This window comes from Deinococcus sp. YIM 77859, from assembly GCF_000745175.1.
Lineage (GTDB): Bacteria > Deinococcota > Deinococci > Deinococcales > Deinococcaceae > Deinococcus.
On record NZ_JQNI01000002.1, the window covers coordinates 116,837 to 140,758 of the forward strand.

General features: G+C 67.3%; 44 protein-coding genes. 38 read left to right on the top strand and 6 right to left on the bottom strand.

Annotated elements, in window-relative coordinates:
- Nucleotides 1–10 precede the first annotated feature (10 nt).
- From EI73_RS15550 to EI73_RS00710, 3 genes are read right to left on the bottom strand one after another with little or no spacing between them, the layout of a single operon-like run.
- Nucleotides 11–1,393 carry a recombinase family protein gene (locus tag EI73_RS15550; RefSeq protein WP_051935353.1) on the bottom strand — a complete coding sequence of 461 codons (1,383 nt, stop codon included), beginning with the start codon at nt 1,391–1,393 and terminating at the stop codon, nt 11–13.
- A 37-nt stretch (nt 1,394–1,430) separates the two neighbouring features.
- Entirely contained in the window at nt 1,431–1,898 is a 468-nt protein-coding gene (locus EI73_RS16170; protein WP_156103426.1) for a hypothetical protein, read from the bottom strand.
- A gap of 38 nt (nt 1,899–1,936) precedes the next feature.
- Nucleotides 1,937–2,686, bottom strand: coding sequence for a LexA family transcriptional regulator (locus EI73_RS00710; protein WP_081908931.1), 750 nt, complete (start codon nt 2,684–2,686; stop codon nt 1,937–1,939).
- Nucleotides 2,687–2,787: 101 nt separating this feature from the next.
- Between EI73_RS00710 and EI73_RS16920 the strand changes: the two genes are divergently transcribed.
- From EI73_RS16920 to EI73_RS00880, 38 genes are all read left to right on the top strand, one after another.
- On the top strand, nt 2,788–3,078 hold the full coding sequence (locus EI73_RS16920; RefSeq protein ID WP_081908932.1) for a helix-turn-helix transcriptional regulator: 291 nt from the start codon (nt 2,788–2,790) through the stop codon (nt 3,076–3,078).
- Nucleotides 3,068–3,328, top strand: a complete 261-nt coding sequence (locus tag EI73_RS00715) for a hypothetical protein (protein ID WP_034383123.1) — start codon at nt 3,068–3,070, stop codon at nt 3,326–3,328. The genes EI73_RS16920 and EI73_RS00715 overlap by 11 nt, the downstream gene beginning before the upstream one ends.
- 100 nt (nt 3,329–3,428) lie before the next feature.
- Entirely contained in the window at nt 3,429–3,614 is a 186-nt protein-coding gene (locus EI73_RS00720) for a hypothetical protein (RefSeq protein ID WP_034383126.1), read from the top strand.
- A complete protein-coding gene (locus tag EI73_RS00725; RefSeq protein WP_034383128.1) occupies nt 3,611–3,796 on the top strand; it encodes a hypothetical protein in 186 nt (61 codons plus the stop codon). The genes EI73_RS00720 and EI73_RS00725 overlap by 4 nt, the downstream gene beginning before the upstream one ends.
- Entirely contained in the window at nt 3,793–4,008 is a 216-nt protein-coding gene (locus EI73_RS00730; protein WP_034383129.1) for a hypothetical protein, read from the top strand. The genes EI73_RS00725 and EI73_RS00730 overlap by 4 nt, the downstream gene beginning before the upstream one ends.
- A 275-nt stretch (nt 4,009–4,283) precedes the next feature.
- Nucleotides 4,284–4,562, top strand: a complete 279-nt coding sequence (locus EI73_RS00735; protein ID WP_034383131.1) for a hypothetical protein — start codon at nt 4,284–4,286, stop codon at nt 4,560–4,562.
- Nucleotides 4,559–5,803 carry a hypothetical protein gene (locus tag EI73_RS00740; protein ID WP_034383133.1) on the top strand — a complete coding sequence of 415 codons (1,245 nt, stop codon included), beginning with the start codon at nt 4,559–4,561 and terminating at the stop codon, nt 5,801–5,803. Before EI73_RS00735 ends, EI73_RS00740 begins: the two co-directional genes overlap by 4 nt.
- 214 nt (nt 5,804–6,017) lie before the next feature.
- Nucleotides 6,018–6,884 (top strand): hypothetical protein, encoded by an 867-nt coding sequence (locus EI73_RS00745; RefSeq protein WP_034383136.1) that lies wholly within the window; start codon nt 6,018–6,020, stop codon nt 6,882–6,884.
- Between the two features lie 64 nt (nt 6,885–6,948).
- Complete coding sequence (locus EI73_RS00750; protein WP_034383138.1) at nt 6,949–7,251, top strand: hypothetical protein; 303 nt, start codon at nt 6,949–6,951, stop codon at nt 7,249–7,251.
- 4 nt (nt 7,252–7,255) lie between these two features.
- Nucleotides 7,256–7,531 (top strand): hypothetical protein, encoded by a 276-nt coding sequence (locus EI73_RS00755; protein WP_034383141.1) that lies wholly within the window; start codon nt 7,256–7,258, stop codon nt 7,529–7,531.
- Nucleotides 7,528–7,743: a hypothetical protein gene (locus tag EI73_RS00760; RefSeq protein WP_034383144.1), complete on the top strand. Its 216-nt coding sequence runs from the start codon at nt 7,528–7,530 to the stop codon at nt 7,741–7,743. The genes EI73_RS00755 and EI73_RS00760 overlap by 4 nt, the downstream gene beginning before the upstream one ends.
- Before the next feature lie 2 nt (nt 7,744–7,745).
- Nucleotides 7,746–7,988, top strand: a complete 243-nt coding sequence (locus EI73_RS00765) for a DUF2283 domain-containing protein (RefSeq protein WP_034383146.1) — start codon at nt 7,746–7,748, stop codon at nt 7,986–7,988.
- A 146-nt stretch (nt 7,989–8,134) separates the two neighbouring features.
- Entirely contained in the window at nt 8,135–8,797 is a 663-nt protein-coding gene (locus tag EI73_RS00770) for a tyrosine-type recombinase/integrase (protein WP_231557247.1), read from the top strand.
- 128 nt (nt 8,798–8,925) lie between these two features.
- Nucleotides 8,926–9,357 (top strand): hypothetical protein, encoded by a 432-nt coding sequence (locus EI73_RS00775; protein ID WP_034383152.1) that lies wholly within the window; start codon nt 8,926–8,928, stop codon nt 9,355–9,357.
- The gene (locus tag EI73_RS00780; protein WP_034383154.1) at nt 9,357–9,761 is read left to right on the top strand and encodes a hypothetical protein; all 405 of its coding nucleotides are present in this window, start codon (nt 9,357–9,359) and stop codon (nt 9,759–9,761) included. Before EI73_RS00775 ends, EI73_RS00780 begins: the two co-directional genes overlap by 1 nt.
- Nucleotides 9,758–10,207: a hypothetical protein gene (locus EI73_RS00785; RefSeq protein WP_034383157.1), complete on the top strand. Its 450-nt coding sequence runs from the start codon at nt 9,758–9,760 to the stop codon at nt 10,205–10,207. Before EI73_RS00780 ends, EI73_RS00785 begins: the two co-directional genes overlap by 4 nt.
- A complete protein-coding gene (locus EI73_RS16480) occupies nt 10,204–10,782 on the top strand; it encodes a hypothetical protein (protein WP_034383159.1) in 579 nt (192 codons plus the stop codon). The genes EI73_RS00785 and EI73_RS16480 overlap by 4 nt, the downstream gene beginning before the upstream one ends.
- Complete coding sequence (locus tag EI73_RS15555) at nt 10,775–11,416, top strand: M23 family metallopeptidase (RefSeq protein ID WP_197050729.1); 642 nt, start codon at nt 10,775–10,777, stop codon at nt 11,414–11,416. The genes EI73_RS16480 and EI73_RS15555 overlap by 8 nt, the downstream gene beginning before the upstream one ends.
- The gene (locus EI73_RS16175; RefSeq protein WP_156103428.1) at nt 11,413–11,580 is read left to right on the top strand and encodes a hypothetical protein; all 168 of its coding nucleotides are present in this window, start codon (nt 11,413–11,415) and stop codon (nt 11,578–11,580) included. Before EI73_RS15555 ends, EI73_RS16175 begins: the two co-directional genes overlap by 4 nt.
- Nucleotides 11,580–12,299 (top strand): ATP-binding protein, encoded by a 720-nt coding sequence (locus EI73_RS00800; RefSeq protein ID WP_034383162.1) that lies wholly within the window; start codon nt 11,580–11,582, stop codon nt 12,297–12,299. Before EI73_RS16175 ends, EI73_RS00800 begins: the two co-directional genes overlap by 1 nt.
- Nucleotides 12,296–12,613: a hypothetical protein gene (locus EI73_RS00805; RefSeq protein ID WP_034383165.1), complete on the top strand. Its 318-nt coding sequence runs from the start codon at nt 12,296–12,298 to the stop codon at nt 12,611–12,613. Before EI73_RS00800 ends, EI73_RS00805 begins: the two co-directional genes overlap by 4 nt.
- Nucleotides 12,610–12,993 carry a hypothetical protein gene (locus EI73_RS00810; RefSeq protein WP_034383167.1) on the top strand — a complete coding sequence of 128 codons (384 nt, stop codon included), beginning with the start codon at nt 12,610–12,612 and terminating at the stop codon, nt 12,991–12,993. Before EI73_RS00805 ends, EI73_RS00810 begins: the two co-directional genes overlap by 4 nt.
- A 20-nt stretch (nt 12,994–13,013) precedes the next feature.
- Nucleotides 13,014–13,496 carry a hypothetical protein gene (locus EI73_RS00815; protein ID WP_034383170.1) on the top strand — a complete coding sequence of 161 codons (483 nt, stop codon included), beginning with the start codon at nt 13,014–13,016 and terminating at the stop codon, nt 13,494–13,496.
- A complete protein-coding gene (locus EI73_RS00820; RefSeq protein WP_034383173.1) occupies nt 13,496–14,275 on the top strand; it encodes a hypothetical protein in 780 nt (259 codons plus the stop codon). The genes EI73_RS00815 and EI73_RS00820 overlap by 1 nt, the downstream gene beginning before the upstream one ends.
- Before the next feature lie 12 nt (nt 14,276–14,287).
- Nucleotides 14,288–14,536 carry a hypothetical protein gene (locus EI73_RS00825; RefSeq protein WP_034383175.1) on the top strand — a complete coding sequence of 83 codons (249 nt, stop codon included), beginning with the start codon at nt 14,288–14,290 and terminating at the stop codon, nt 14,534–14,536.
- On the top strand, nt 14,536–14,802 hold the full coding sequence (locus EI73_RS00830; protein WP_034383177.1) for a hypothetical protein: 267 nt from the start codon (nt 14,536–14,538) through the stop codon (nt 14,800–14,802). Before EI73_RS00825 ends, EI73_RS00830 begins: the two co-directional genes overlap by 1 nt.
- A 21-nt stretch (nt 14,803–14,823) precedes the next feature.
- Nucleotides 14,824–15,444, top strand: a complete 621-nt coding sequence (locus tag EI73_RS00835; protein WP_034383179.1) for a hypothetical protein — start codon at nt 14,824–14,826, stop codon at nt 15,442–15,444.
- Nucleotides 15,441–15,905, top strand: coding sequence for a hypothetical protein (locus EI73_RS00840; protein WP_034383181.1), 465 nt, complete (start codon nt 15,441–15,443; stop codon nt 15,903–15,905). The genes EI73_RS00835 and EI73_RS00840 overlap by 4 nt, the downstream gene beginning before the upstream one ends.
- Nucleotides 15,905–16,294, top strand: a complete 390-nt coding sequence (locus tag EI73_RS00845; protein ID WP_034383183.1) for a hypothetical protein — start codon at nt 15,905–15,907, stop codon at nt 16,292–16,294. The genes EI73_RS00840 and EI73_RS00845 overlap by 1 nt, the downstream gene beginning before the upstream one ends.
- Before the next feature lie 53 nt (nt 16,295–16,347).
- The gene (locus tag EI73_RS16180) at nt 16,348–16,512 is read left to right on the top strand and encodes a hypothetical protein (RefSeq protein WP_156103429.1); all 165 of its coding nucleotides are present in this window, start codon (nt 16,348–16,350) and stop codon (nt 16,510–16,512) included.
- 41 nt (nt 16,513–16,553) lie between these two features.
- Nucleotides 16,554–16,760 carry a hypothetical protein gene (locus tag EI73_RS00850; RefSeq protein WP_034383186.1) on the top strand — a complete coding sequence of 69 codons (207 nt, stop codon included), beginning with the start codon at nt 16,554–16,556 and terminating at the stop codon, nt 16,758–16,760.
- Nucleotides 16,760–17,059, top strand: coding sequence for a hypothetical protein (locus EI73_RS00855; protein ID WP_034383189.1), 300 nt, complete (start codon nt 16,760–16,762; stop codon nt 17,057–17,059). The genes EI73_RS00850 and EI73_RS00855 overlap by 1 nt, the downstream gene beginning before the upstream one ends.
- Entirely contained in the window at nt 17,060–17,524 is a 465-nt protein-coding gene (locus tag EI73_RS00860) for a hypothetical protein (protein ID WP_034383192.1), read from the top strand. It abuts the gene before it with no gap.
- 471 nt (nt 17,525–17,995) lie between these two features.
- On the top strand, nt 17,996–18,235 hold the full coding sequence (locus tag EI73_RS00865; RefSeq protein WP_156103430.1) for a hypothetical protein: 240 nt from the start codon (nt 17,996–17,998) through the stop codon (nt 18,233–18,235).
- Entirely contained in the window at nt 18,226–19,071 is an 846-nt protein-coding gene (locus EI73_RS16185; protein ID WP_156103431.1) for a hypothetical protein, read from the top strand. Before EI73_RS00865 ends, EI73_RS16185 begins: the two co-directional genes overlap by 10 nt.
- Nucleotides 19,071–20,309, top strand: coding sequence for a hypothetical protein (locus EI73_RS00870; protein ID WP_156103432.1), 1,239 nt, complete (start codon nt 19,071–19,073; stop codon nt 20,307–20,309). Before EI73_RS16185 ends, EI73_RS00870 begins: the two co-directional genes overlap by 1 nt.
- Entirely contained in the window at nt 20,306–21,043 is a 738-nt protein-coding gene (locus EI73_RS00875) for a hypothetical protein (protein WP_034383200.1), read from the top strand. The genes EI73_RS00870 and EI73_RS00875 overlap by 4 nt, the downstream gene beginning before the upstream one ends.
- 1 nt (nt 21,044) lies before the next feature.
- The gene (locus EI73_RS00880) at nt 21,045–21,263 is read left to right on the top strand and encodes a hypothetical protein (RefSeq protein ID WP_034383201.1); all 219 of its coding nucleotides are present in this window, start codon (nt 21,045–21,047) and stop codon (nt 21,261–21,263) included.
- Between the two features lie 143 nt (nt 21,264–21,406).
- On the opposite strand, the gene EI73_RS00885 is transcribed toward EI73_RS00880, so the two are convergent.
- The 3 genes from EI73_RS00885 to EI73_RS00895 are packed head-to-tail and all read right to left on the bottom strand — an operon-like array spanning nt 21,407 to nt 23,921.
- Complete coding sequence (locus EI73_RS00885) at nt 21,407–21,883, bottom strand: hypothetical protein (RefSeq protein WP_034383204.1); 477 nt, start codon at nt 21,881–21,883, stop codon at nt 21,407–21,409.
- A 54-nt stretch (nt 21,884–21,937) separates the two neighbouring features.
- Nucleotides 21,938–22,747, bottom strand: a complete 810-nt coding sequence (locus EI73_RS00890) for a hypothetical protein (RefSeq protein ID WP_034383206.1) — start codon at nt 22,745–22,747, stop codon at nt 21,938–21,940.
- Between the two features lies 1 nt (nt 22,748).
- A complete protein-coding gene (locus EI73_RS00895) occupies nt 22,749–23,921 on the bottom strand; it encodes an amidase (protein ID WP_034383209.1) in 1,173 nt (390 codons plus the stop codon).
- Between the last annotated feature and the right edge of the window lies 1 nt (nt 23,922).

Consider the following 23,922-nt stretch of genomic DNA (forward strand, 5'->3'; position numbering starts at 1 on the left):
GCCCTGGTCCTCAGGGCGTGACTACGAATTCTACCGCGCCGCCTGCATGGACGCGCACCCCAATTCCGGCGACTCTCAAGGCCTCACCGAGGGGCAGGTCAGCCACTGCCCGAGTTGTCCGAGCTACCCATGTCTCCACGTCAAGCGGCGTCGGTGCCTCGACCGTGCTGAGGGCAGCGCGAGCGGCATCAATTCGGCGGCGCTCGGCGGCCAGCTCCTCCGGCGTGATCGCTCCGGCGCGCAGTGCACCCTTCCAGCGCTCCCACTCCGCATCGAGACGAGCGAGCTCCGTGGCCACTCTTCCTGGCCCCGATCCGGGCCGCTCGTGTACGCCGCGGGCCACAGCTTCGGCAAGCAACTTGGGCTCGCTCAGCAGCACGGCTAGCCCTTCAGCAACGACTTGGTGCAGCACATCGATGGGATAGGACCGCCGGTGCTCGCAGCGCCTCCCGGCGATCTTCAGCGTGCCCCGGCAATGGTAGTAGCGGTGCCGTACTGCCCCGTCTCTGGGCGTGGGGCTGTGGGCACTCATGGTGCTGCCGCACTCCCCGCACCGCGCCACCCCCTGAAGGTGGTAGATGTGCGCCAGTGTCCCAGCCCGCCCCGACCCCTTGAAGCGGCGCGCAACAGCGGCGTTCGTGCGCGCCCACTGCTCCGGGGTCACCAGCGCAGGCACCGCCAGCGTCAGGCGCTCCCCCTTGCGCCCGTAGCCGTACTCGCCCCGGTAGAGCGGATTGCGGATCAGGTTCAGCAGCGCTGTCTTGCCCCAGCGTGGCCGCCCCGTGGGGGAGGGGACGCCCAGGCGCTCCAGCTCGTCGAGCACCTGGTTCAGCCCGCGCCGTTCCACCTGCTCGAAGATCCAGGCCACGCGCGCCCCTGTCTCGGGGTCCGGCGCGCCGTCCTTCCAGCCGTAGGCCCGGATGGGCGCGACCGGCTGGCCCCTGTCACGCACCTTTGCCAGCTTGCCGCCGTACATCCGCGCCGTGATGCGGCGGCGCTCCTGGTCAGCGATCACGGCACGGATGCCGAAATTCAGCGCATGGCCGTCGTCCTCCAGGTCGAGCGGCCCCTCAAGGGCGCTGTGGACTCGCAGCCCAGCCCGCTGAAGTGCGCCCAGCATCGCGTAGGACAGCGGCACATCACGCGCCAGGCGGTCCTGCACACCCAGGATCACCACCGAGTACCCCGCCGCGTCCGCGAGGAGCTGCGTGAACTGTGCCCGCTCGTCGCGCGCCCCGCTGATCACGTCCACGTACACCCGCGCCACCCGCAGGCCCACACGCGCCGCATACGCCCGGCACTCGTGCTCCTGGGCGGCCAGCCCAAAGCGGCCCTCGGCCTGGTGCTTGCCCGACACGCGCAGGTAGATGGCGGCGGGGAGGGGAGAGGTCATAGTGGACACCCCCCCTCCCCACACGTTGCGGCTTCCTTCAGTTCTTCGTCATTGCGAACGTACCTGACCCCTTGTAGACGAAGCCGCCGTTCTCGCACACGAAATGATCCTCCGTCCCCTTGTAGAGATTGCTCGACACGAACTGACCGCTCACAACGGATTTGAGGATGTATGAGATGCCGTCCACCTTGCAGGCGGAGTCTCCCATTTGGAGAACCGTTATGTTGCTGTTGAGGGGATAGGCGGTCGAAGGCGTGTAAGTCCCTGAGATACTGAGAATATCGATAATTCCAGAACTTCCCTGCCACAGTGAGGTCGTAGACCACGAACCATTGACAGCATTGATGTTCATGTCCCAGGCACGTTGAACACCATTGACCGTCTCGGTGGCGACCCAAGCCCCACTGGGGTTGATATTGGCTGGGGGTGCTGTCACTGTGCTGCCGCTCCCGCAGGCAGCCAGGAGCAAAGGAAGAAGGCCACTCAATAGAAACAGTTTTTTCATGACGGGCGAAGTATTTGAGATAGTGAGTCACAGCACTCTTACAACCGCTTCCCGCGCGGCTGGTGCCAGTACACCCGCCCGATGATCGTCGCCTCATCGGGCCGCGTGGGGCTGAAGTTGCTGTTGTCGCTGAACAGCCACCAGTCGTTCCCGAGTTGCCGCGCCCGCTTCACCACGATCCCATTCCCGTGGACGTGGACCACGTACACCTTGCCGTCCTGCAAGGTGAGGTCACGCGTGTCCACATACAGCCGGTCACCGTTGCGCAGTCCGTCCGTGTCGCCGTTGTCCATGCTCTCGCCGTCCACCTGGAGGCAGAGCATGTGCGGGCGGTACTCGTCGGCGGCGGGATACTCCCAGCCGATGATGCGCGCGTCCTGGTCGTCCGCCACGGGCGCGCCCGCGCTGGCAAGGCCGATCACGGGGACGCGGTAGACGTTGTGTATAGGGGTGAGGAGCTGGGGGCCGGAACCGGCGATAGTCCAACCGTCATGATTCGCAGCTCCCAGGTCAATCCCCGTCGCCTCCTGCATTTGGCGCAATGTCCAGTTCAGGGCGTTTGCAAGACTGATCACCCGTGAGATAGCCACCTTCTCCAGAGGGGTCGCGCCGGTTTCAAGGGCTGAGATAGTGCGCTGCGAAAGAGCGTCGCCCGTTCGCGCGGCAACCTCTTCCTGCGACAGTTCGAGTTTCATCCGACGCTCGCGAAGAGCTTCGGCCCAGGCTGGGGTAGCCTTCTGCTTGCTGCGCGCTCTGGGGGTTGCCATAGGTAGGAGGTTCGCTAGCATCCGCTCGCTAGTACGAGAATGCTATACATTGAGTTGCGTTCCGCCTAACCTTTTGCCTCTATAGCATTGAAAAGCTAGCTGTAAGACTCTAGTATGAGTTCATGCCCGAGAATCCGTACGCGCTCAGCCAACTCAAACGGCTACGGGTCTGGCGTCGGCTTACCCAGAGTGAGCTGTCAGCGATTTCTGGGGTCAAAATTTCTACGATCCAGAAGCATGAGCGCGGCGCGATCCAGACGGCTTCTCTAGATATTGCTGCACCGTTGGCAGAGGCCCTAGGAGTCCCTATAGAGGCTCTTTTTTCGGCCAAGATTAGCAATCAAGTGCTAGAGCAACCAGACTCTGAAAAAGACGCAAATCCTTCCCCCCAGGAGACACCCGATGAGCACTAACCCCCCCTTGCCCTATCCCTCCGTGCTGCTGTCGCCCCTCTGCCCCGACGTGGTCGTTTCGCCCATGCTGGTGCGTGACCTGCTGCTGTACCTGCGCGCCACGGCACACGCCTACACGCTGGCGGCTGAGCTGCCGATGGCCGATCACCTGACCTCGCTCGCGGAGGAGCTGGAGAAGGCCGTGCGGGTGCCCACGCCTGCCCAGATGAGCGAGGCCGAACGGTATCTCGACCTGGAGCAGCGCCGATGACCGGCCTGGTGCTGGGCCTGCTGGCGCTTGCGGTGGCCACCGTGCGCGCGGGGGTGCGCCTGCGGGCCGCTCATCTGGACTGTGCTGGAGAGGTGGGGGCATGAGCGGCGCGGCGACGGTCACGCCGGGGGTCAACCTGCCTGAACTGCGTGTGCGGGTCCTGGTGCAGCGCCTCCGCCTGGCAGCGTCTGCGCTCGAGTCGGTGGGCCATTCACATCTGCCCGCCCTGCTGCGCGAGGACGCGGCAGCCCTGGACCAGGCGCTGACCGAGCAGGTGGCCTCGTGAGGGGCCGCCGCAAGGACGCGCCGCGCCCCTACTTCGCGGGTGTGGTCATCGAGGGAGTCCCGGGGGGCGGCACGCCCGAGCAGGCCGCACGCCTGGTGGCCGAGCGATTGGCCCGGTACGCGGCGAGCCTGGTGCCCCCGCCGGTCAGCCCGCCCGCGAGCAGGAAAGAGGGTCCGGCTTGAGCCTGCCTACCCTTGACCGCAGTCTGGCCCGCTGCCCCAAGTGCGCTCACGAGGACGTGTGGATCATGGGCACACCCCTGCCCGCCCTGCGCGCCCAGCAACTCTCGCTGCGCTGCGACCGCTGCGCCCTCAGCGAGCCGCTGGGCTACACCACCCCGCGCAGCCGCTACCTCTTCCCCTGGGTGATGCGGCGCTGGGGGGTCAGCCCGTGAGCCGCCAGGCCCGTGACCCGCCCCGGTGGGGCCGTTCCCCACAGCTCGCGGCGGGCAGAACGCTGTGGCTGCCCGCTCGACCCTCCCCCTCGACCTTCCCCTAACCCGGCCGTCGAGGACCGGAACCCCCTCCCGAATCCACGGTTGGACGCCACGTCTGGGCCGTCCACAACGTTCCTTTTGCCCCTTACCCGCCCCCGGTTGGCAGGTCGGTGTTGCTCCCCGATAGGGATGCCACTTCTTTGCCGTGCTGGCCGTCAAAAAAGGACTCCCCCATGACCCATTCAACGTCCGTTGTCCGTGCCTTCGCGGCTGTACCCAACGCCGCCCAGGTGGATTGCGTCGAGCTGAACCGCATCCCCAGCCTCGCCATTGACGCTTGCCAGCGCCTCGACGTGCCGGAACTCGAGCGCCTGGCCGCCCGGGTGGAGGCCATCGCGCGCCGCCACCCTACGAATCCGCGCGTGCTCGCCCTGGTGCGCCGCGCCGGGCACGCCGTGCAGTTCCAGCGGCGCAAGGCGGGGCGGATGCTGGAGGGGGCGGAGCTCGAGTGATTTCCCGCCTGCCAGCCGTTTCAGACGCGCAGTTGCAGCGGGAGGCCGCCCGCCGCGAGCTGCTGCGTGCCCAGTTCGCCGCGAGGATGCAGGGGGAAGCGGCCCCCATCCCGGCTCGCCACCGCAATCCGGCCCCGCGCCTGCTGTCCCGTGAGGACGCGCTGCGCGCCCTGGGCCTGGGCCGCCGGTCGGTCAAGGCTCAGCCCGTGCTGGCGCACTACGAGCCGCAACACGTCCGCACGCCGGTCGTCTTCCGGTGGACGCCCACGCAACGCCTCAGCCCGCTGGCGCGACCGGTGGGGGCCGCCTGGGGCCAGGTGCTCACGTCGATCAGCTCCACCAGCCTTGCCGGAGGGCGGCTCTCGGGGGCGCAGGGCCGCAACCTGATCGCCATCGTGGAGGAACTGCGCAAGCGCTGCTACCTGCGCGTGAGTGCGTCCGGGCAGCCGGTGCAGGTCCGCGAGCAGGTGGTGTTGAAGGTGGATGGGGGAGACCACTGCTTTGCCCGGGCCTGCGGAATGAGCGTGGCGACCTTCTACCGGGCGCTGAGGCACCCGCTCGCCCATCTCTTCATCCGAACCCAAAAGGTGCAGCGTGAGGTGGCAGGCGAGCGGCGCAACGTGGGCACCCTCTTCACGGTCGCCATGTTCGAGCCCGACCTGCCCGCCGAGCTGGAAGAGGCGTACTACGCGGAGCCGGTGGAACAAGACGGGATTTTTGTCGTCCTGGACTCACCCTCTCAATTTGAGAGGACTAAAGAACGACCCTTAGAAACTCAAAAACAAAAGGGCGTTGTGGAAAACCGCGAACCCCGGAATAAGGGTCGTTCGTCCCCAGTCGCCCCGCTCGCCGGTCAGGTTCAGGCGTGGCTCGACGCTGCGCCGCTGGCAACGAAAGGGGCGGCTGGGGTGGATTCGCACGGCGGAGATTTGGAAGGTTGTCTAGACAGATTGCGAGTGCAGCGGCCCGACCTCTGGGAACTCGCCACGCAGATCGCCATTCACCACGACGCGCCGGGCACGCACGCGGTGGCCGCCGTGGGCTACTACAAGGCGCTCGTTCATCTGGGGGTGCCGACGGTGCGCCGCTGTGTCCAGGCGGTCGAGCGCTACCGAATGCAGGGCCAGAACCTCACCAACCCCGGCGCGGTCCTGATGGCCCACCTCAACCGTGAGGCACGCGCGGCCACCGGCTACAACATCCGCGACCTGGGGACCGAGAAGGGCCAGGTGCTGACGTGAACGTGGGTACGTGGACAGCAGAACGGGGCGAAGCGCTGGCGGCCACCGCGCGCAGCTGGAGGCCCGCGGCCGCGCGGCTCTTGTCGAGAGGTTGCAGCACTCGACTTTTCGCGTCCTCACCGCTGTTCTCCCACGTGTTGCCGCTTGAAGGGGCTGCCACATCTTTTCGCGCCCACAACCACCCAACTTCGCTCTTTGCAGAAAAGGAGAGTGCATGACCACCACAGAACAGGCCCTTCGGGCCGCCAGGGGGCCGGTGCTGCCCGAAACGCTCGCCCAGACTACGGGCCGCTCGGCGCAGGACACGCTGCTTGATCTGTCCATGCTCAGCATCCAGGGCAAGGCCGAGGAGGTGGGCGGGCGCTGGCGGTGGACCGGGCCGGTGGGCGGCGGTCTCAAGGGCGGCACGGTGCGCCGCAAAGGGGAGAAGCGGCCAGCGGCGCAGCCCGGGGCGGCCTCTCGCCGTCCGGCCCATCCCTACCCGATTCAGGTGGTGTCCACCCGCTGGAAAGACCCGCGTACCGGGCGCTTTGTGCGCACGCCGCGCGACGGGCAACCCCTCAAGCTGAAGGTGGCCGCGCCCAAGACGACCGAGGGCATGATTGTCACCCGGATCAATCGGCGTGATGAGGCCACGGGCCTAAGTCTTCCCCTGAAGTACCGGGTCCAGTACCTGGAGGCGCGCGCGGCCCACCGGCGCGGCGAGCTGGGCGCGAAGGAACTGCGTGAGCTGGAAAACGACCTGGCGGATGGTCTGCTCACCGAGGAGGGACAGCGGATCCTGGCCAAGGCTGAAGCCCTGCGCCACAGCCAGGAGATGGGTGCGGCCCACCGCAGCGATAAGGCCAAGCGGGGCGCGGCCACCCGCAAGGCGAAGGCGGCCACCCGCAAGCACCGAAGTGGGGACGCCATTCGCGCCGATCACCTCAAGGCCCTGAATGACCTGAACGCGGCTCGGCAGCGGCTCCAAGCAGCACGCACCGAACAGGCCCGCCGCACGCATCAAACCCGTGTGCGGAACCTCAACCTCAAGCTGGGCCGTCTGGCGAAGGAGGCCAAAGACGCGGGGGTTACGTTGTGATTCCCTACCTTGTCGCCCTTCCTGGCCTTTTGTTGACCCCGTTTTTTCTCGTGGAGGTCGTGCTTTGAGTGGCATCCCCGTCGGGTCCCCCTATCGCCGGGCCACCAAGAACCCCGGCGCGGCGCGCTTCAACCAGGTGTATTCCAAGCGCCGCCCGCGCCCCATCGCCGAGCTGAGTGACCGGGAGCTGCTCGTGATTCTGCTGGGTAGCCCCCAAGCGGCCGACACGGTGCTTGAGCACATCGGCAGCCTGGGCGAGTACTCCCGGATCGGGGAAGGCGCGAGCCTGCTGCACCGGCCCGGCATCGGGAAGGGCGTGGCCCTGAAGCTCGACGCGCTGTTCGAGTACGCCTGCCGGGTAGGGTGAGCGGGTGGAAATCGAGATCGTTGACCACGCCCTGACGCACGGCGTCACCGTGAGTCAGATTCTCAACGCCCTGCGCGATCCACGAAAGATCAGGCTCCCCGCCTCGGGGCGGCCGCGCGGCAAGGGGGCTGCCTACCCGCAGGACAACCGGGTGCGGTATCTCGCCCAGGACAAGCCCAATGGCCCGCTGCTGCACATTGTGGCTGTGCCGCTCCCGGGTAAACTGCGAATCATCCACTGCCGCCCCATGACTGAGGCCGAGAAGCGGAGCTACCGATGAAGACCATCCACCGCATGGAAGACATCCCCAAATTCAAGAGCCAGGTGGAGGAGGCCCGCTTCTGGGACACCCACCAGTTGGCCCCCGAGCTGTGGGCCGAGGGGCAGCGCGGTGACCCTGGGCTGGACAAAGCGCTAGAGGGGCTGGTCAGCGTGAAGGTCGTGTCCCCGCGCACCAAGGGCAAGCCGCGCACCACCAAGCGCGCGGGCTGAACATGCAGGGTCCCGGCATCCGCATCGACGAGGAGGCCAACGCCGCGTACATCCGCCTCGCCTCCGGCAAGGTCCACGAGACCCGCACCGTCGGGGCGTTCCACGTGGACTACGCCCGCGGCGGGAAGGTGCTGGGCATCGAAATCCTGGGGTTGCGCCAGTACCTGGAGAAGCACGGGTCGATCAGGATTCCGCCCCGGCTGCTCCAGCAGGTCAACGCACCTTCCCCACGCAGGTGGGGATGAACCGTTCGCCTAATACGCATACTGCGAACTTTCCCCCCTAGAATGCCGGGGTGAGCGGCACACAGTCCACGTTAAAACGGGCCAGAGTTCGCGGTCAAAAACGCAATGCGAACTCTGGCCCGCCGCATTCTGGCGCGGTTGCTGAAGTGGCCCGCGAGCTGGTGCGGCTGTTCCGGCGGCACCACCTGACCTACGACCAGACCAAGCACGCGGTCGAGCAGGCCCGCCGCGAGCTGGGCCTGACCCCACCCCGCGAGCGGCAGCGCACCGTGGCCCGGCTGGACCGGGGCGAGGTCGACCGGCTGATCCATCACGCCTACCGCCGCGCGCCGCGCTACGGCCTGATGGTCAAGACCCTCTTCTACACCGGCGCGCGGGTGTCCGAGTTCGTGAACCTGCGGCCCTCTGATCTGTACCTGGACCTGGAACCGCCCCAGGTGCGCATCCTGCACGCCAAGGGGGGGAGTGATGGTTACGTGCCCATCCTGCCCGAGCTGGCCCAGGAACTGCGGACCCACCTGAATGGGCGCACGGTGGGCTACCTGTTCGAGAGTAACCGCCATGACGCCTATACGCCCCGCGCGGTGCAGCGCCTGGTGGCGGACGCTGCCCGAGCCGCCGGGCTCCAGAAGCAGGTCACGCCCCACCGCCTGCGGGCTTCGGTGGCGACGATCCTGCTCGACGCGGGGATGCCGCTCGACCAGGTGCAGAAATTCCTGCGTCACAAGCGCATCGAAACCACCCAGATCTACGCCCAGACGAGCGCCCGGAACATGGGCGAGGCGTACCTGAAGGCTCTCCAGAAGTAGCCGTTTTCAACCATTAAGATGGCTTAATTTTCTGCGTGTGAGCCGGTAAAGAAGTGGCATCCCACTGCGGATGCCACATCAAGTTCCCCTGTCGATTCTGTGTTTTCGGTCTGATACGCCTTCATCAGATGATCACGGATACGCCAGTCGGCACCGCTCCGAGCGGCACCATGCAGATGACCGCAGTGGCGGCACCTGCCGCTGCAACCGTGAAGCCCTCGGGGATCTACACCGTCCCCCTGGGCAGCACTGACACGCTGCGGAAGGGCCTCAACAAGCTGCAATTCAAGGTTACGTCGCCGATCATGCAGAAGGCGGCGGCATTCGTCTTTAGCAGCAGCACCTTCTGGGACCGCTTTGCGCGGCCCGCTGTGGAAGCTGCGCTGAAAGCCAAGGGCATCACCAACATCCGGCTGCCCAGCGGCAACTTCTACGCCAACAGCGCAGGTCAGACCAAACAGGCCCCCCTGCCCAAAGTGCCCGCCGGATACAAGTACTACCCGCGCAAGGGCTACGACCCCAAGACGGGGATCGCCTTCCTGTGGGTGGTGGTGAGCTGATGGCCATCCCCATGATCCTTCAGATCATTCTGGCGGCGCTGTTCACCCCGACAGTCCTGCGCCAGTTCGGGATTAATCTCACGCCCACAGACGTGCAGAACGGCGTGAGCGCCGGGCCGGTCGCCGTACCGGCACCGCCGACCACGCCCGGCGCGGTCAGCGAGCCCTCCAAACCGCCGACCGCTGCCGAGACCCTCAACGACGCGGTGAACAAACCCACCAGCCTCTTCGGCATCGCGGCGGTGGGCTTCGTGGCCGTGTTCGTCATCGCCCAGCTGCGCGCGGCCGGGCACGAGATGACCGAAACCACGAAAGACCTCTACAGCGAGGGCAAAAAGGTCACGGGCAGCCTGGCGAACGCTGACGCCACCACCCGCAACCTCAGCCGGAGGGCCAAGGGATGAGCATGGACCCCTCGCGGCTGCCTGGCCGCCGTCCCACTCCCCCCGCGCCTCCTCCTGCTCCGCCCCCCGCCGCGCCCGCTCAGGTCCAGGGCGAAGCCTTCACCGGCCTCGACCCCCTGACCCGCTCACTGATCGAGGCCGCGCCGCTGGTGCCGTCCGCACCCGCACCTTCCCCAACAGCCGTACCCCCAACCGCTCCACCCACACAGGCCCCGCCCGCTCCGGCGCGGCGCGGCCTGAAGCAACCGGCCGTTCTGGTCGCGCTGGGTGGCTCGCTCGCCGCTGGTCTGCTGGTGCTCACGGGAGCCGTGAAGCATCGCCGTTCGGGTGATCCCGCACCGGCAGCCCAGGGGACGCGCGTGGCCACGCCCAACCCCGCCCCCATCCTTCCCGCTGCCACGCCCGCGCCCGCCGCGACGTGGCTGGTTGCCGGAGGTCACGCATGACCGCTGCCGCGCCTGAAATCCTCTCCTTTCCCCCCGGTCCCCCGCCCAGCGTGCCGGACGCGCCGCCGCTCGCCGAAGAGCTGACCGCGCCTCCCATCCCCGGCCCGACCCTCGCGGACGCGGCCCTGGGCACCCCACCCGCGCCCGAGTCCGGCGCGCCGGAAGTGCCCGACGCGCCGCCCATGTCGCCCGAGCAGATCATTGGCGTCGTGGCCGAGCTGTCCGCCTTCGGGCTGCCCCAGGGGCTGGCCGATGCCTACAAGGACGACTTCAAGAGCAACCCCCTCGTCGCGTTCGGCGTGCAGGCGAGCGGCCTGGCGGACGCGCTGGCGGCCTACGGCCTCACGGCGGGCGGCGGCAAGCTCCCCGAGTGGCTCAGCGTCTCGCTGGGCGTCGTGGTCCTGGGCTGGGGCGTCTACACCACCAGGAGCAAGTATGTTAAGCCTCTCGAACATGCCGCCCGACCAGCAGAAGAAGTGGCTGGGGCTGGGTTTGCTGGCGCTGGGCACGGCACTCCTCTTGCGGCGACAAATATCGGTTTCAGTGGAGCGGGTGCGGGAGGCAGTGGTGAATAACCCCATCACCCACCCCCAACCCGACACGCCGAGTACACCCGCCACGCCTGGCACCCCCAGCACCCCGACTCCGGCGGCGGGCGGCCTGTTCTGGCCGGTGGACCTGAACCGCGTGCGGATCGGTCCGCGCTTCCTGGGCCACTGGGCCCACGGCACCTACCGGCGTGGCTACGGCTATCACACTGGGGTTGACTTCCTGGGACCGATGGGCCTGGCCGTCGTGTCCATTGCTGACGGCGTGGTGGTGAGCAGCACGCCGCCTGCTAGCCGTTACGGGTACGGCAACAACATCGTTATTCACCATCCCGCGCTGGGCGTCTTTACGCGCTACTCGCACCTGGACAGCCGCGCCGTGCAGACCGGCCAGACCGTGAAGGCGGGGCAACTGATCGCCCGCCTGGGCACCAGCGGCACGGACAACGCTCACCTTCACTTCGACGTCATTCAGGAGGCGCTGCCCAACCCGCGCTTCTGCCCGCACAACCCGGCGACGGGCGGCGTGTCCCGCCCGCTGGAGGGACTGGACCCCATCGAAGAGGCCCTGACCACCCGGTACTTCCGCAATCCCATCGCCCTGCTGAACGCCAAGACCGCCCTGAACCCCGTGACCCGAAAGGGAGCGACCGTCGCATGAGAGACAATGCCGAGCACATCCTGATGACCAGCCTGGCCGCCTACGGCCTCCTCAAGATCATCGAGGGCTTCCTGAGCCCGCCCCGCCCGCGCGTGATCGTGGTGGACGGTGACGCCACCGACTACCTGCGCGACCTGCTGCAAGACCCCGAGGACGCCGAGTAATGGCCGGACGCGGCTACCGCAACATGCTCGTCTGCGGCTCCTCGGGCAGCGGCAAGAGCCACTGGGTCGACAAGGAGCTGCTGCCCGCCATGACCGGGCGCTACCGGCACATGGTGATCATCAACACCACAGAAGAGCTGTCGAGCCACTGCGCGCACCGCGAGTACGTGGGCGAGGAACAGCAGAAGGTGGCCTACAGCAGGGACGCGGTGGCCGACCTGATCCGCTTTCACAAGACCGTCCATTTCGAGGTTGCGCCGGGCGAGAACTGTTTGAGCTTCCTCGAGGTGCTGGGCGAGGCGCTGTGGACCCTGGGCGAGTACAACACCGACTTCACGGAAGTCCTGGTGGTGTTCGACGAGACGCACCTGTTTCTGCCCAAGCGGGCCATGCCCAAGGCCTTCGCCCGGCTGGAGACCGAGGGCCGCAAGTTCGGCTTCGACCTGGTGAAGATCACCCAGACGCTCCAGAGCCCGACCGGCGACACGCTCTCTCACCTCGCCATCAAGCAGGTGAACGTCCTGGTCGTCTTCAACATGAGTGATTTCAACGACCGCAAACGCATTCAGGGGCTGTTTCCCGACCTGCCGGACCCCAGCACGTTCGCCCGTCCCGATGACGGCGGCCTGCCGGAGTACGCCGTGCGGGACAGCAAAAGGGGGAAAACCATGGTGATTCGCAGAGACGGCATGGGTGGGCGTGTGGCGGTGGCCGCGTGAATCCGCAGGTGTTGCAACGCGCCTGGGAGGAAGCGAAGCGCCTGGCCCGCGAGGGGATCCAGGAAGCCTTCAACACCCTTCCCGGCAACGGTCAGGGCCGCCCGCGTGAAGACCTGGTGGTGGCCTTCGTGCTCGAGCGGGTCGAGCGCCTGGACCACACCCTGCCCGCCATCGGCCGGTACATGGACCTGCCCCTTGTGGACTGGTGCGAGCGCCTCGCCGTGACCCGGGCCGTTCACGAGGCGATCCGCCTGCTGGTGCGTCAGCAGTACGCCGCCATGCAGATCGAGCAGACCTCTCAGGAGAACGCATGAAAGAACAGCAGTGGCTCAGCAAGCCCGACGGCAACATTGTCCAGACCCTGACTGACCCCCGCGTCCTGGCGACGGCGGCGGGCGCGGCCGCGGGCGCGGTCCTCGAAAAGCAGCTCTGGACCAGCATGCGCGACACCTTCGGCATCGCCAGCCTGGAGAACGGCAAGCTCAAGTTCTACGCGCCGGACGCGGACGGCAAGGCCGGGGCCGAGGCACCCGGGCTGGGGACCAACCGCCAGCTCGCCCGCCTCGGGATCGTGGTGGGTTGCGTGGCCGGGATCGAGTACATCCCCAACGGGCACGCGCAGTACGCCTTCCTGGGCGTCGCGGCCGTGGCGATGGCCCACATCCTGCAAGACCTCTTCCCAGCCATTCGCTGACCCCCAAGGAGACGTGACCCATGCGCAAGACCAGCATCACCAGCCAGAGCAACCCCAACGTCGTCGCCCTCACGGCCAACGTCGCGGGCACCGCCACGCCCGTCTTCAAGCTCACCGTGCCGCGCGGCGCGGTCTACCGCCTGCACAACGCGAACATGGTGCGCGGCCAGGTCGTGAACGGCACCTACATCATCCTCGACCTGCGCGACGCCGCCGGGAACAAGATCAGCGGCGCCTCGAAGGTGCTGGTCGCCACCCGCGGCCCCGCCGACGAATTCCCCCGCTTCCACCGCGCGCTGCCCTACAGCATCTGGCGTGACCTGGACACCACCCAGCAGCGCAACGAGGACTTCAAGGCCACCATCATCGGCCAGGCGGACCTGAACGTGGGCCCGGGCATCGAGATTCAGGAGGCGCACGAGCTGCTGCTGTATGTGGACGGCCCGCAGGTTGTGGACTGGAGCAAGAGCTTCGTGCAGATCGACTTTGAGGAGCTGAACTGATGACCTACGCGGCCTTACCCTTCCAGCCCCTGGCGAAGGCCATGCGGCTCAGCCTGACCGCCGACCGCTTCACGCCCGGCCAGCAGGTGCTTGGACTGCTGAGCACCGTCGCGTATTTTGACGGGCCGCTGGGCCACCTGATGCTGTTCAAGGGGGGCGAGAACTTCCGCTTTTTCCTCAAGGGACGGTTTGAAACGGGCGTGGCGGGCGGCACCGCCGCGGGCCCCTTCGTGGTGAACCTGGCGGCCGCCGGGCATACCCTGATCCGGTCCACTCGCCCGGGGGCCGCCTTTCCTAACCTCTTCCACCCGGACGTCCTGGCCTACACCAGTGCCGACGGCGGCACAACCTGGCAGGCCGCGCCGGTGAGTGCGGTGGACTGGGCCGCGGGCACCGTGACGGTGGACCGGCCCGGCAACGCCACCCGCGTCGCGGTGTACTTCACCACGGGTGACGGCGAGTTCGAGCTGCGCGTGGTTCGCCCGCTCGGCAGCGACGTGGCGAGCGCCAAGCTGTTCGGCGGCGCACTGCGCTCGATCCACGAGACGGATCAGACCAACGCCCGCAGCGCCCCCACCTTCGGCGCGGAGGGCCGCGAGTACCCGCTGCCCCCGCAGTTCCGCCTGGAGCTGGCCGTGCGCAGCCGGACGCCGGTCGTGTTCGACCAGTACGCCGGGCACGAGCTGAGCCTGCCCGTGTTTGACACGCCCATCCGGGTGCTCGACGCGGCCCAGCTCAACGCCCAGGCCGAGCTGAAGCTGCGCGGCGGGACGCTTTAAGGGGGGGACTGCATGGAATGGCTCGCGGCGGTCGGCGCACTCGCCAACCCCATCAGCAACATCGTCGATGCCGTCACCGGCACGGGCAAGGCCAAGGCGGAGGCTGCGGAAGCCGCGGCCAACGCCCAGACGGCGGCGATTCAGGCCCAGATCGAGCATGACCGCCTGGTGGCTGAGCAGCAGCGCCAGACCATGACCTTCGCGCTGATCGGCGTGGGCGTCCTGGTGGCCGGGTTCGTCGCCTACAGGGCCGTGGCGTGATGCGGCGGCCCGTCCTGGTGGTCGCGGTGCTGGGCGTGCTCGCCGTGGGCGGGGTCGCCCTGGCGGGCACGCTGGCCCCCCGCAAGAAGGCCGGGGGGACGGGCGCGCCGGTCGGGCTGCCCACCAAGGCGGATCCCACCCTCCCGGTGCAGCAGGTGGGGGTGGCGACCGGCTACGCGGACACCGTGCTGATCGACACCGGCCCGGTGAATTACGACTACATCGGCCCCGGCTGGGCCTACGCGGGCATTCGAAAGGACTGGTGAGCGGTGGCAGACAGTGAATCCGTGCTCCTGAGCGTCGGTGTGTCGCTGGGCGTCCTGGTGATCGCCGGGGCAGCCGTGGGCGGGTACCTGCTGCTCAGGAAGGGGCTGCCCCAGCCCGTGAACCCCCCGCCTGTCCAGCCGGGGCCGGGCGGCCTCGCCGTCGGGAATGGCGTGGTGGCCCAGGTGGGCAGCGCCGGGACCGGCTGGAGTGTTCAGCAGGCTCTGGAAGCCCAGCAGAAGAAAGAGGCCGAGTGGCGCCGCGCCGACAAGATCAACCAGCTCGAGCGCGATCTGGCGACCGCCCAGAACGAGATCAAGCGGCTGACCGATCAGCTCAATGTGATCGACGCCTCGCCCATGCCTGCGGACATCATCACGCGCTGGAGCATGCAGCACGAGAGTGACTGCAAGGAAAGCCGAAAGTTGGGCGCATTCTTCGGGCTGGACCAATGCTGGAAATATCGCGATCTCTCCTACGGCTATCAGGAAAAGGCGGACGCGGACTGGGCCGCGCGTAAGGCCGACCAGAAGCGCCCGATCCTGACCCGCCTGAGCGAGCTGAACGCGCAGCAGCTCAGCCTCATTCAGAACCTGCGCGAGCTGGGCGTGGACAAGCAGCCGGTGAATGTGAGGACCTCATGACTCATTCCAACATGGCCAAGGGCGTCAAAACGAGCGCCAAGACAGCCAAAACAAACGACACCCTGCTGCTGCTCGCGGGGGGGCTGCTGGCCGCGGTAGCGGTGGGTGCGGTGGTGCTGAGCCGCCGCCCGACCGGTGACGGCGCAGGCGTGCCCACCGAGACCGGCGGCAGTTTCTGGGACAAGGTGCCGGAGTTCAGCGTGCACAACGGGCTGGGCTTCAACGGCTACGGCTCGCTGTTTGACCGCTGGGTGAACGGCGTGCTGCCCGGCCAGAACCCGTTGCCGCCCCGGGGTGAATTCGGGTACTACGGCCCCAGCTTTTCGGAGCAGTGGGCCGCCAAGTACGGCAGCGAAAGCGCCGCTCCCTCGAGCCCGGCGGGCAGTTCGGGCGGCTTCACCCCGGCCGGGAGCAGCTCGGGCACGGGCGGCTTCGGCGTGTCTGCGGGGCGGTACTACTGATGCGGGCCGCAGCGTCCGTGGTGCTGCTGCTCGCGGCTCTCTCCGCCGGGGCGGTGGGGGTGGGCTTCCTGATGACGCGCCGACAGGGCCAGGAGCAGGCCCCGGCGGCCACGCCTAGCCCGGCCTCCGGCCTGCCCGCCATCGCGGTCGGGGAGCCGGTGGCCGATCAGGGCAAGGTCTGGATGGGGGGCACGCCGCCAGACATCTTTGATGAGACGCGGCCCCTGCCGAGCGGGGCGGCGACCTCCTCTTTCGTGCAGGCGGGGAACGCAACCGCGCCTGCGGTGAGGGTGGATCCTGTCCTGCGGGTGGCATCGGACGTGATGTGGGCGGGTGGTACGCCGCCGTGGCTGTTCGATGAAACCCGTCCTTGGGCCAGCTTGCTGTGACGTTGCAGCCGTCGTTCGAGGCGGCTGAGGATCGAAACCCAGGAGAAAAACCCGTGAAGAAGGATTCTGGAATGGAGCTCATCCGTCAGGGCGCATACACCGCCGTTGGCGGCCTGCTGGTCTACGGCGTGCTGGTGATGACGATCGGGCTGATTCGGTCGCGCCAGCCTCAGCCCAAAGCCCAGGGCTGCGGCTGCGGGTGTGGGGGCGCGAAATAAGCCCGTGTGTCAAGACGTTCGTTTACACCAAAGGGAGTCGCATGCAGCGTCTGGTCGGCCTGCTGGTCATCGCGGTGGTGATCGTGATGCTGGCCCTCGCGGGCAACACGGTCTTCAGGAATGCACCGCTGGACAGCACCTGGTCGCTGTTTTTAGGCAGTGTCATCGCCACCATCTTCGGGCTGCCCGAGGTGGCGGCACGCCTGAAGGAGAAGCGCGACGATCCGCCGGGCAGGGACGGTGACTGATGGCGACCCTGCTCGACGTCCTGTTCTTCGTCGCCCGGGTGGTGCTGGTCGTCTACTGCGTGCGGAACCTGCTGTTTCTGCTGAGCGGCACCACCCGCACCTATGCCGAGTGGAGCAAGGGCTTCGGCGGCTTCCTGTACATCGCCGGGGTCGTGCTCGACCTGGCCGGGCTGCGCGGGCTGGTGCCGGGCCGCGACGTGAGCCGGGTCATGAACGCCGTGGGCCTGGCGCTCGTCGCGCTGCCCACGGTGCTGCTGTGGGTCGCTCCCCGTCTCTACCACCGCCTGGAGGATTGCTGAATGTTCCCCGACCTGTCCAAGTTCGTCCCCATCCTGCAAAACGGCCTGGAGGACATGAAAAACTGCCTGGCCCACATCTACGCCGAGGTGAGGGCGGGCCGTGAGGCGGCCCAGGCCCAGAAGCGCGCGCTCGACTTCGAGTTCGGCGTGGTGGACGTGGCCGACAGCGCCCGGATCGCCCCGCGCCGCCTCGCCAGCCTGCCGGTGATCGTCGAGGCGACCACGGGCACCCGTGCCGACATTGATCTTGAGCAGCTGAACCAGGGGCGGGCGGTGAGCCGCGGCTTCTACGCCAACCTGGGCGACGCGGCCTTCAAGGTCACGCTGATCGGCCTGGGTGGGCAGGCCAGCACGTCCCACACCGTGCCGCCTGCCACCACGATCAGCCTGACGTGCCTGGTGAGCCGCGTGATCATCGATCCCGGCCCGGACGGTCCCGCCTTCTACCAGCTGTACATGCAGTGAGGTACCCATGACCAAAAAGAGCCCCGTGCTGATCCTGCTGCCCGTGCTGGGCCTGGCTGGTGGCGTGGCTGGCGTGCTGGTGTGGCGACAGCGGCAGCCACGGCCTCCGGCTGCCGCAGGAGTGACTGAGGCGCCACGAGTTGCCTCCAGCGAGCTGCTGTCGAGCACGCCTACCCCTGCGCCCACCCCGGTAGCCGCGGCTGCACCTCACGTTTCTACGTCCTCCTCTGGTGTTCCGGCGGTCGGTACGTCGCCCACCCTCGCTGTAGCGCTGTCCCGGTTGTCCCGGCCGTCCCCCTTGCTTCAGAGAACGCAACCGCCCGCCGTGCGGCCCCATCCAGCGTTTAGCCAGGCGGGTTCGTCGGCTCCTGTGCCTGCGCCACTGCCGCAACCAGCACCGCCGCAACCAGCCCTGCCGCAACCAGCCCCTCTTCCTCCTTCCCCGCCCCCGCGAAGAGCTATCCCCTGCCGGTGGTGCGGGATATGGGGACCAGCGTGCTGCTGGTGCGGCCTGCCGAATATGTGCCCCAGGTTCGCGTACGCCTCACCGACGGTCGCTATAGCCCGGCCTTTGGCGGCGAGGGCGGCATCATGATCAACGGCGAGGGCCTGAACGTGGCCAAGAACAGCGCCAGTCACCCCAATAACGGCCTGGCCGCGCTGGAGGTGCGGCGCAGCGACGGCAGTGGCTGGGTGCAGGTGTGGCCTTGAGACGCTCGGAGCGGCTGGCCGAATTTTTTTTGAAGGGCGGCGCAGTCTATGTGAGCCCGCGGGGGATCGCAACAACGGGATGGTGGGAGATTTGGACCCAGGAGAGGGATGGGCACCCTGGGTATCTCTTCGCCCGTTCAGATACGCACACCGCCTACGGTGATTCACTGGAAAGCAGCCAGCAAGCGCTGAATAAATGGTTTGAATACCACTTACGGCGCTTCTCCTTCCTGAATTTTCTTCATGTCCTGACTATCCCGGAGGGCTGGCATCTGGTTGGAGGCTACGAGTCGTCGAATGTCTGGTATGCCGTGATCAGCGATGATCCGGCTGACGCTCCCTTTCGGCCATCGTGGGTTTTTGGGGAAGGTAGATCGCCAGAGGTGACGTATGCCCCTGGTGACTGTGTCGGTGCGGGCCTCTATGTGGGTGGGGGATATGTACCCCCCTACAACGTGGGATTCGTGACCTGGGAAGGACATTGGGATAGCCAACCAGCCATTCAATACGAGCTTATTCCTGAGCAGCGCAATACAGGCCAACAAGCTCGGACGCACAGCATCACTCCACTTGAGTCCGTCATGCGTATGGTTGTGGTTCCTGATCCTGGGAGCGGATTTGAGCCAGTGGTGGTCAGCGTGACGCGCTGCGCGGTGTGCCGGGTCGTGTTTCATACCCCTCCAGAATTGCTGGCTGAGCTCCCTACGGCGGGCCATGAGCGGCTATGGAATACGCGGCGTTTGATGCGGCGCGGTCTGGCAAATGGGGGAGAGGTGCGTGAGCGCAAGACATGGGGCGGTACCGCTGTAGGGCTAGCAACGGTTGAGGGAACCTGATGAGGCGACTGTTTACAACGATGCAGGCTCTTCCGAGGAATCGGAAGAATCAACTCTATCTGCGGGATTACATGCTCGATGAGCCGCATGACCTGCTCCAGTTCCTCACCCTGAGCCTACTGGCGGCGGTCATGGAAGATGAAGGCAAGGACCTGGATGTGCATGGGCTTTTGGCGCTCTCGGGTGTGCGTGCGGTGGGCACACGCCTGACGGTGTCCTACGTCGCGGCCATCGTGCGTGGGGTGCCGGTGGTTCTGAAAAACGCCGAAGTGGAAACTGCCGGGATGACGCCCGGGGCACAGATGGCCCTCTACGTGACTGCGGATCCATTGTATTCAGCACACGACACCCAAGATCCCGCCACAAAGGAGCACCTGACGCACGAGCTGGCCACGGGGTATGGGCAGCTGCGGGTGCTGCCGTTGAGTCCAGAAACAGACCTGCACGCCTCGGGCGTGCGCCTGGCTACATTTACGGCGGGTTCACCCATGACAAGTGTGCGGATCGAGGCTCCCAATTTGGGGCTGCGGGGGTTGGCGAGCCGCTACGGCCCAGACAACCCCGTCCCCCTCTCCACTGATTTTCTGCCCGCCACACTGGTGCCGGAGGCGTTGGAACTGGCACAGTTTGTGGGGGAGCGAGTGCCGGGTATTTACGGTGATTTCACGACGCCCAACCGCACGACATACTTGGCTGGGGTGCGCCTGCAAAATGATCCAGCCAATCCGCCCGATGGTGAGGGGCGAGTGCTACGGCTGTACCGGGTGTTGGATGGGGCCCTGTTGGCGGAGGCTGAGGGGACAGTTCAGGGAAATGTAATACGCCCCATATTCCCGGAGCCGGTGGAGCTGGCCCCCAATACCCTGTATCGCCTGGCAATGTGCGGTCCTGGGGATGCCTGGGTAACCATGGGTGGAAATCGGGCATCGCTGCCCCCTGCGGAGGGCTTTGCCTTCGGGCATGCGGGAATCTGGTGGAGTAGTCGGAGCGCTATGCCCAGCGACCAGGACAACGACCGACGCGCGAACCAGGCTCCACAGTGGCAGCTCCTCGTCTCCTCTGGTGTAGCCCGCTCCGGTGTTGTGGGCCGTCTAGGCCGGAGCGCGCTGCCCCGCTCGACAACGGCTCTCCCCCTGGTGGATGGTGAGGCCTACATCCTGGCGGTGCCAGGTGCGGCCCCCGAGCTGCGCGCACGAGAAGGGGGAGTGGAATACCGCGTGCAGATGGTGCCCGTGTGAGGCGGAACGGCGCTCAGGCGGCCCTGCTCATCGGTGGCGTAGGTGCGGGTCTGGTGCTGCTCACCAACCGCGCCGCCACGCCGAAAAAAGTGGCACCCACACCAAGCACCCCACCCATCAGGGTGCCCACGACGCCCACCGTCCCCACCCCGACGGCACCCAGCGTGCCGCCCGCGAGGAGCAGCCGTTCCCGGTTGATCGATCAGTGCGAGGCGGCCATCTACGCCGAGATTCCGGCGCGGCGGCTCTCGCCCCAGGCGTCGCGGACCCTCGCGGTGAACCTGGTGACGGTGTGCGAGGAGCTCCACTATCCGCTTGACCTCGCCTTCGGGCACGCGCGGGCGGAAAGCGACCTGCAACTGCTCGCCCGCAACGCCAGCAGCGGCGCGGTGGGTCCCCTTCAGGTCACGAGCGTCGCGGCGCAGCAGGTGGGCATTCGCTGGCCGGTCGAATCGCCAGCGACGCAACTGGAGGTCGGCCTTCGCTACATGCTGTGGTTGCGGCGGACCTTCCCGGAGTGCAGCTCAAGCGTGAAGGTCACCCTCCAGCATTACGGCATGGGGCGTGGCAACTGGCTGAAGTACCGGGCGAATGGGTGCGCTGGGGCCTGCTTGAGCAAGGTGAGCGTCCTGCGTGCCGAATGCGGCTGCGGAAACCGGCCCTACAGTGCCCTCGTCATCGCCACCGCCAAGAAGTACCCGCAACTGCATACCGTCCCGTGGTGGGGGAACTGACATGAACGAACAGCAGAAGAATGTCCTGATGGGTGCGGGCATCATCGCCCTGGCCGTCATCGCCGGAAGTTTCATCATCGCCGACAAGCTCAGCCGGTCCCTAGAAGAGAAGAACTTCTGGGCGGGCAGCAACATTCCCGACGTGGCCCAGGACGTCCACAACGTCACGGGCGGGATCAGTCAGATCATCACGAACATCGGCGGCTGGACGCGAGCCTGAACTTTATACGACTGAACACCTATAGGTGATTAGGTGTGCCTTCATCATGTTCTCCTCGGCCTGACGGAGGGATTCCGGGGCCTTGTTGCGCGGCGGCCTGGGCTTATGCCTGAGGTCGCCGCGACCGGGAGGAATTCTAGCGTTCAGGGCACGGTGGGTGCGGGCACGCGGACAGGTGGGTTTCCCTCGGGTTGCTTTTCCAGGTTCACGACGTATCCCAGCAGTTCCCTGCCCAGCAGCACCGTTCGCAGGGTGCCGCTCAGCTTTGTTCCGGCGATCTCGCCGCGCAGGGTGCCGCGCCACTTGTCGCCGTCCTCGTAGAGATTCACGTCGAGGGTACCGCCCTCCCCGGCCCGCTGGAACTTGCCGCTGACGGCATATGCCTTACGGCTTTCCAGATTGGTGATCACGCCGCTCGCCCGGCCTTCGCGCTCCTGTACGTACAGGATCAGGCGGTAGGGCACCCGGCCCGTGCCGCCCACTCCGATGCCCTCGTAGGTGCCGTTGATCGCACGTTCCAGCGGTGTGTTGGCGGCGATGTAGGCACCGAAGGCGCACCCGGTGAGACCGGGCAGGAGCGCGGCGACGAGCAGGACGCGGTGCGGGCCGTGTGAACGCATGCCGCAGCCTAAGCAGCCCTCATGAAACGTGTCTGACGGCGCACTGCGCGGGATTTACGGTCGGTCGGGCTGCGGCAGCGGGTACGACGTGCCGCCTACGGCCTGGAGGCGGCCCTCAGGCTGTGCATACGTGGCGTTGATCAGACCGGTGCGGTGCTGCCGGAACCAGTCGCGCAGCGCGGGAGACTTCGTGAATACCCGCGTCCGCAGCACCTCTTCGGCCTGCACGCCCTGCCCGGCCAGGATCATATTCGCGTAGTACCCGCCCAGCCGGGCACGCAGTTCCTCGGGGAAGGCGCCAGGTTTGCCCAGGCTGCCGAGCAGGTCGCGGAGGTTGCGGGTCGCCTCCTGCGCGGGGAGAGAGGCATAGGCGCGGGTCCGGTCGGCCAACCGGACGCCGTCCCAGCCCAGGACCGTCAGCAGGGCCGGGCTCACGGCAAAACTCCAGTCGTAGGAGGCGAGGCTGTCACTCGCCAAGACGAGTTCCTTGGTGCCGTCGCCGTTCAGGTCCGTGAAGCGCACGCCGTAGTTTCCGCCCTCGATGATGGCGAGGTTCTCCACGCTTCCGGTGTCCTGCGTGAAGATGTAAGACGTCGAGCAGCAGTGGGCTCCGCCCGAGAAGGTGGACAGGACCAGTTCGGGCTGGCCGCCGGGCCGCAGCGGTTGCAGTTCCGCCGCTACGTTCCACCCCTTGACGGTCAGAACCGTCCGGCTGCCGTTTTTTACGGTGGCCCGCGCCTCCGCGTCGCCGTTCTGGGAGGGTCGTGGCGTGACGGTCACGGTGAGCTTGCCCCACCGCAGCACCTCCGCTCGGGCGGGGGAGAGCAGGGCGAGCAGACCGGCCAGGACGAGACCACTTTTCACGTTAGCGACCCGGCCCTTCTACAGCCAGCGCGAGGCCCAGCAGCCGGTCATCCTCGTCACGGCGCCCTACGAGCTGCACACCCACGAACGGGGCGGAGGAGGGGAGGGCCACGGTGGGCACCCCCAGCAGGCTAAACGGCGCGGTGAGGCGCAGCACGGCGCGGCGCAGGGGCAGGCGGCCTTCCCCCACCGCAACCTCGTCCTGGCCGAAGAGGGGGGGCGGTGTGGGCACCGCGGGTGCGAGCAGCACGTCGCAGCGCGAGAGCAGGTCGTCGAGCTGGGCCCGGTAGACCGCACGGCGCCCATGCGCGGCCTCCACCTCTTCCGGCGTCAGCGCCTGCCCCTGCCGCAGCGAGGCCAGGGTGAAGGGCAGAAAGCCGGGCTCCGCCTGCGCAAGCGCCCCCGCATGAACGCGCGCGGCCTCGCTCAGGACGATGGGCGAGTAAGCATCGAGGACTTCGGGAAAGGAGACGTTTTCCACCGTGGCCCCCAGCTCCTCCAGCCGCCCAGCGTAGAGCTCCGTGGCCTCCCGCACCGTGTCGTCCACCCAGCCCCCGGGGAGCCACCGGCCGACCCGGATTCCCGCCCAGTCCTGGGGCGCCACCTTCTGGCCGGTCAGCGCCTCCTGCACCCGCACGACCATTCGCATGTCCCGCGCGAGCGGCCCGGCGTGGTCACAGGTTGTTGAAAGCGGCAGGACGCCTGTCGTGCTCCAGTGGGGGTGTTCCCCCGTCGGCTTGTATCCCACCACGCCGCACCACGCCGCTGGAACGCGGATGCTGCCGCCGGTATCGGTGCCCAACGCGAAATCAACCTGACCGAGCGCCACGCTGACCGCCGCCCCGCTGCTGCTTCCGCCCGGCACCCGCTCCAGGTCGAAGGGGTGGGTGGTGCCCCCGTAGCCGTTCATCCCGGTGATGCCGAGCGCGATCTCGTGCAGGTGCGTCTTGCCCAGCGCCGTGGCGCCCAGCTCAAGCAACCGCCGCACCAGCACGCTCTCTCCGGGGTCGGGCACGGGTGCGCGGGTGCTTGCCGTGAGCGGCCAACCCGGGACGCCGTACAGGTCCTTGATGCTGAAGGTCAACCCGGTCAGCGGGCCGTCCGCCGTTCCGAACAGGGGAGCGGCGGGCCGGTAAGCCCAGGCCCGTTGAGGATCAGGAGGGGGTGTCGTCATG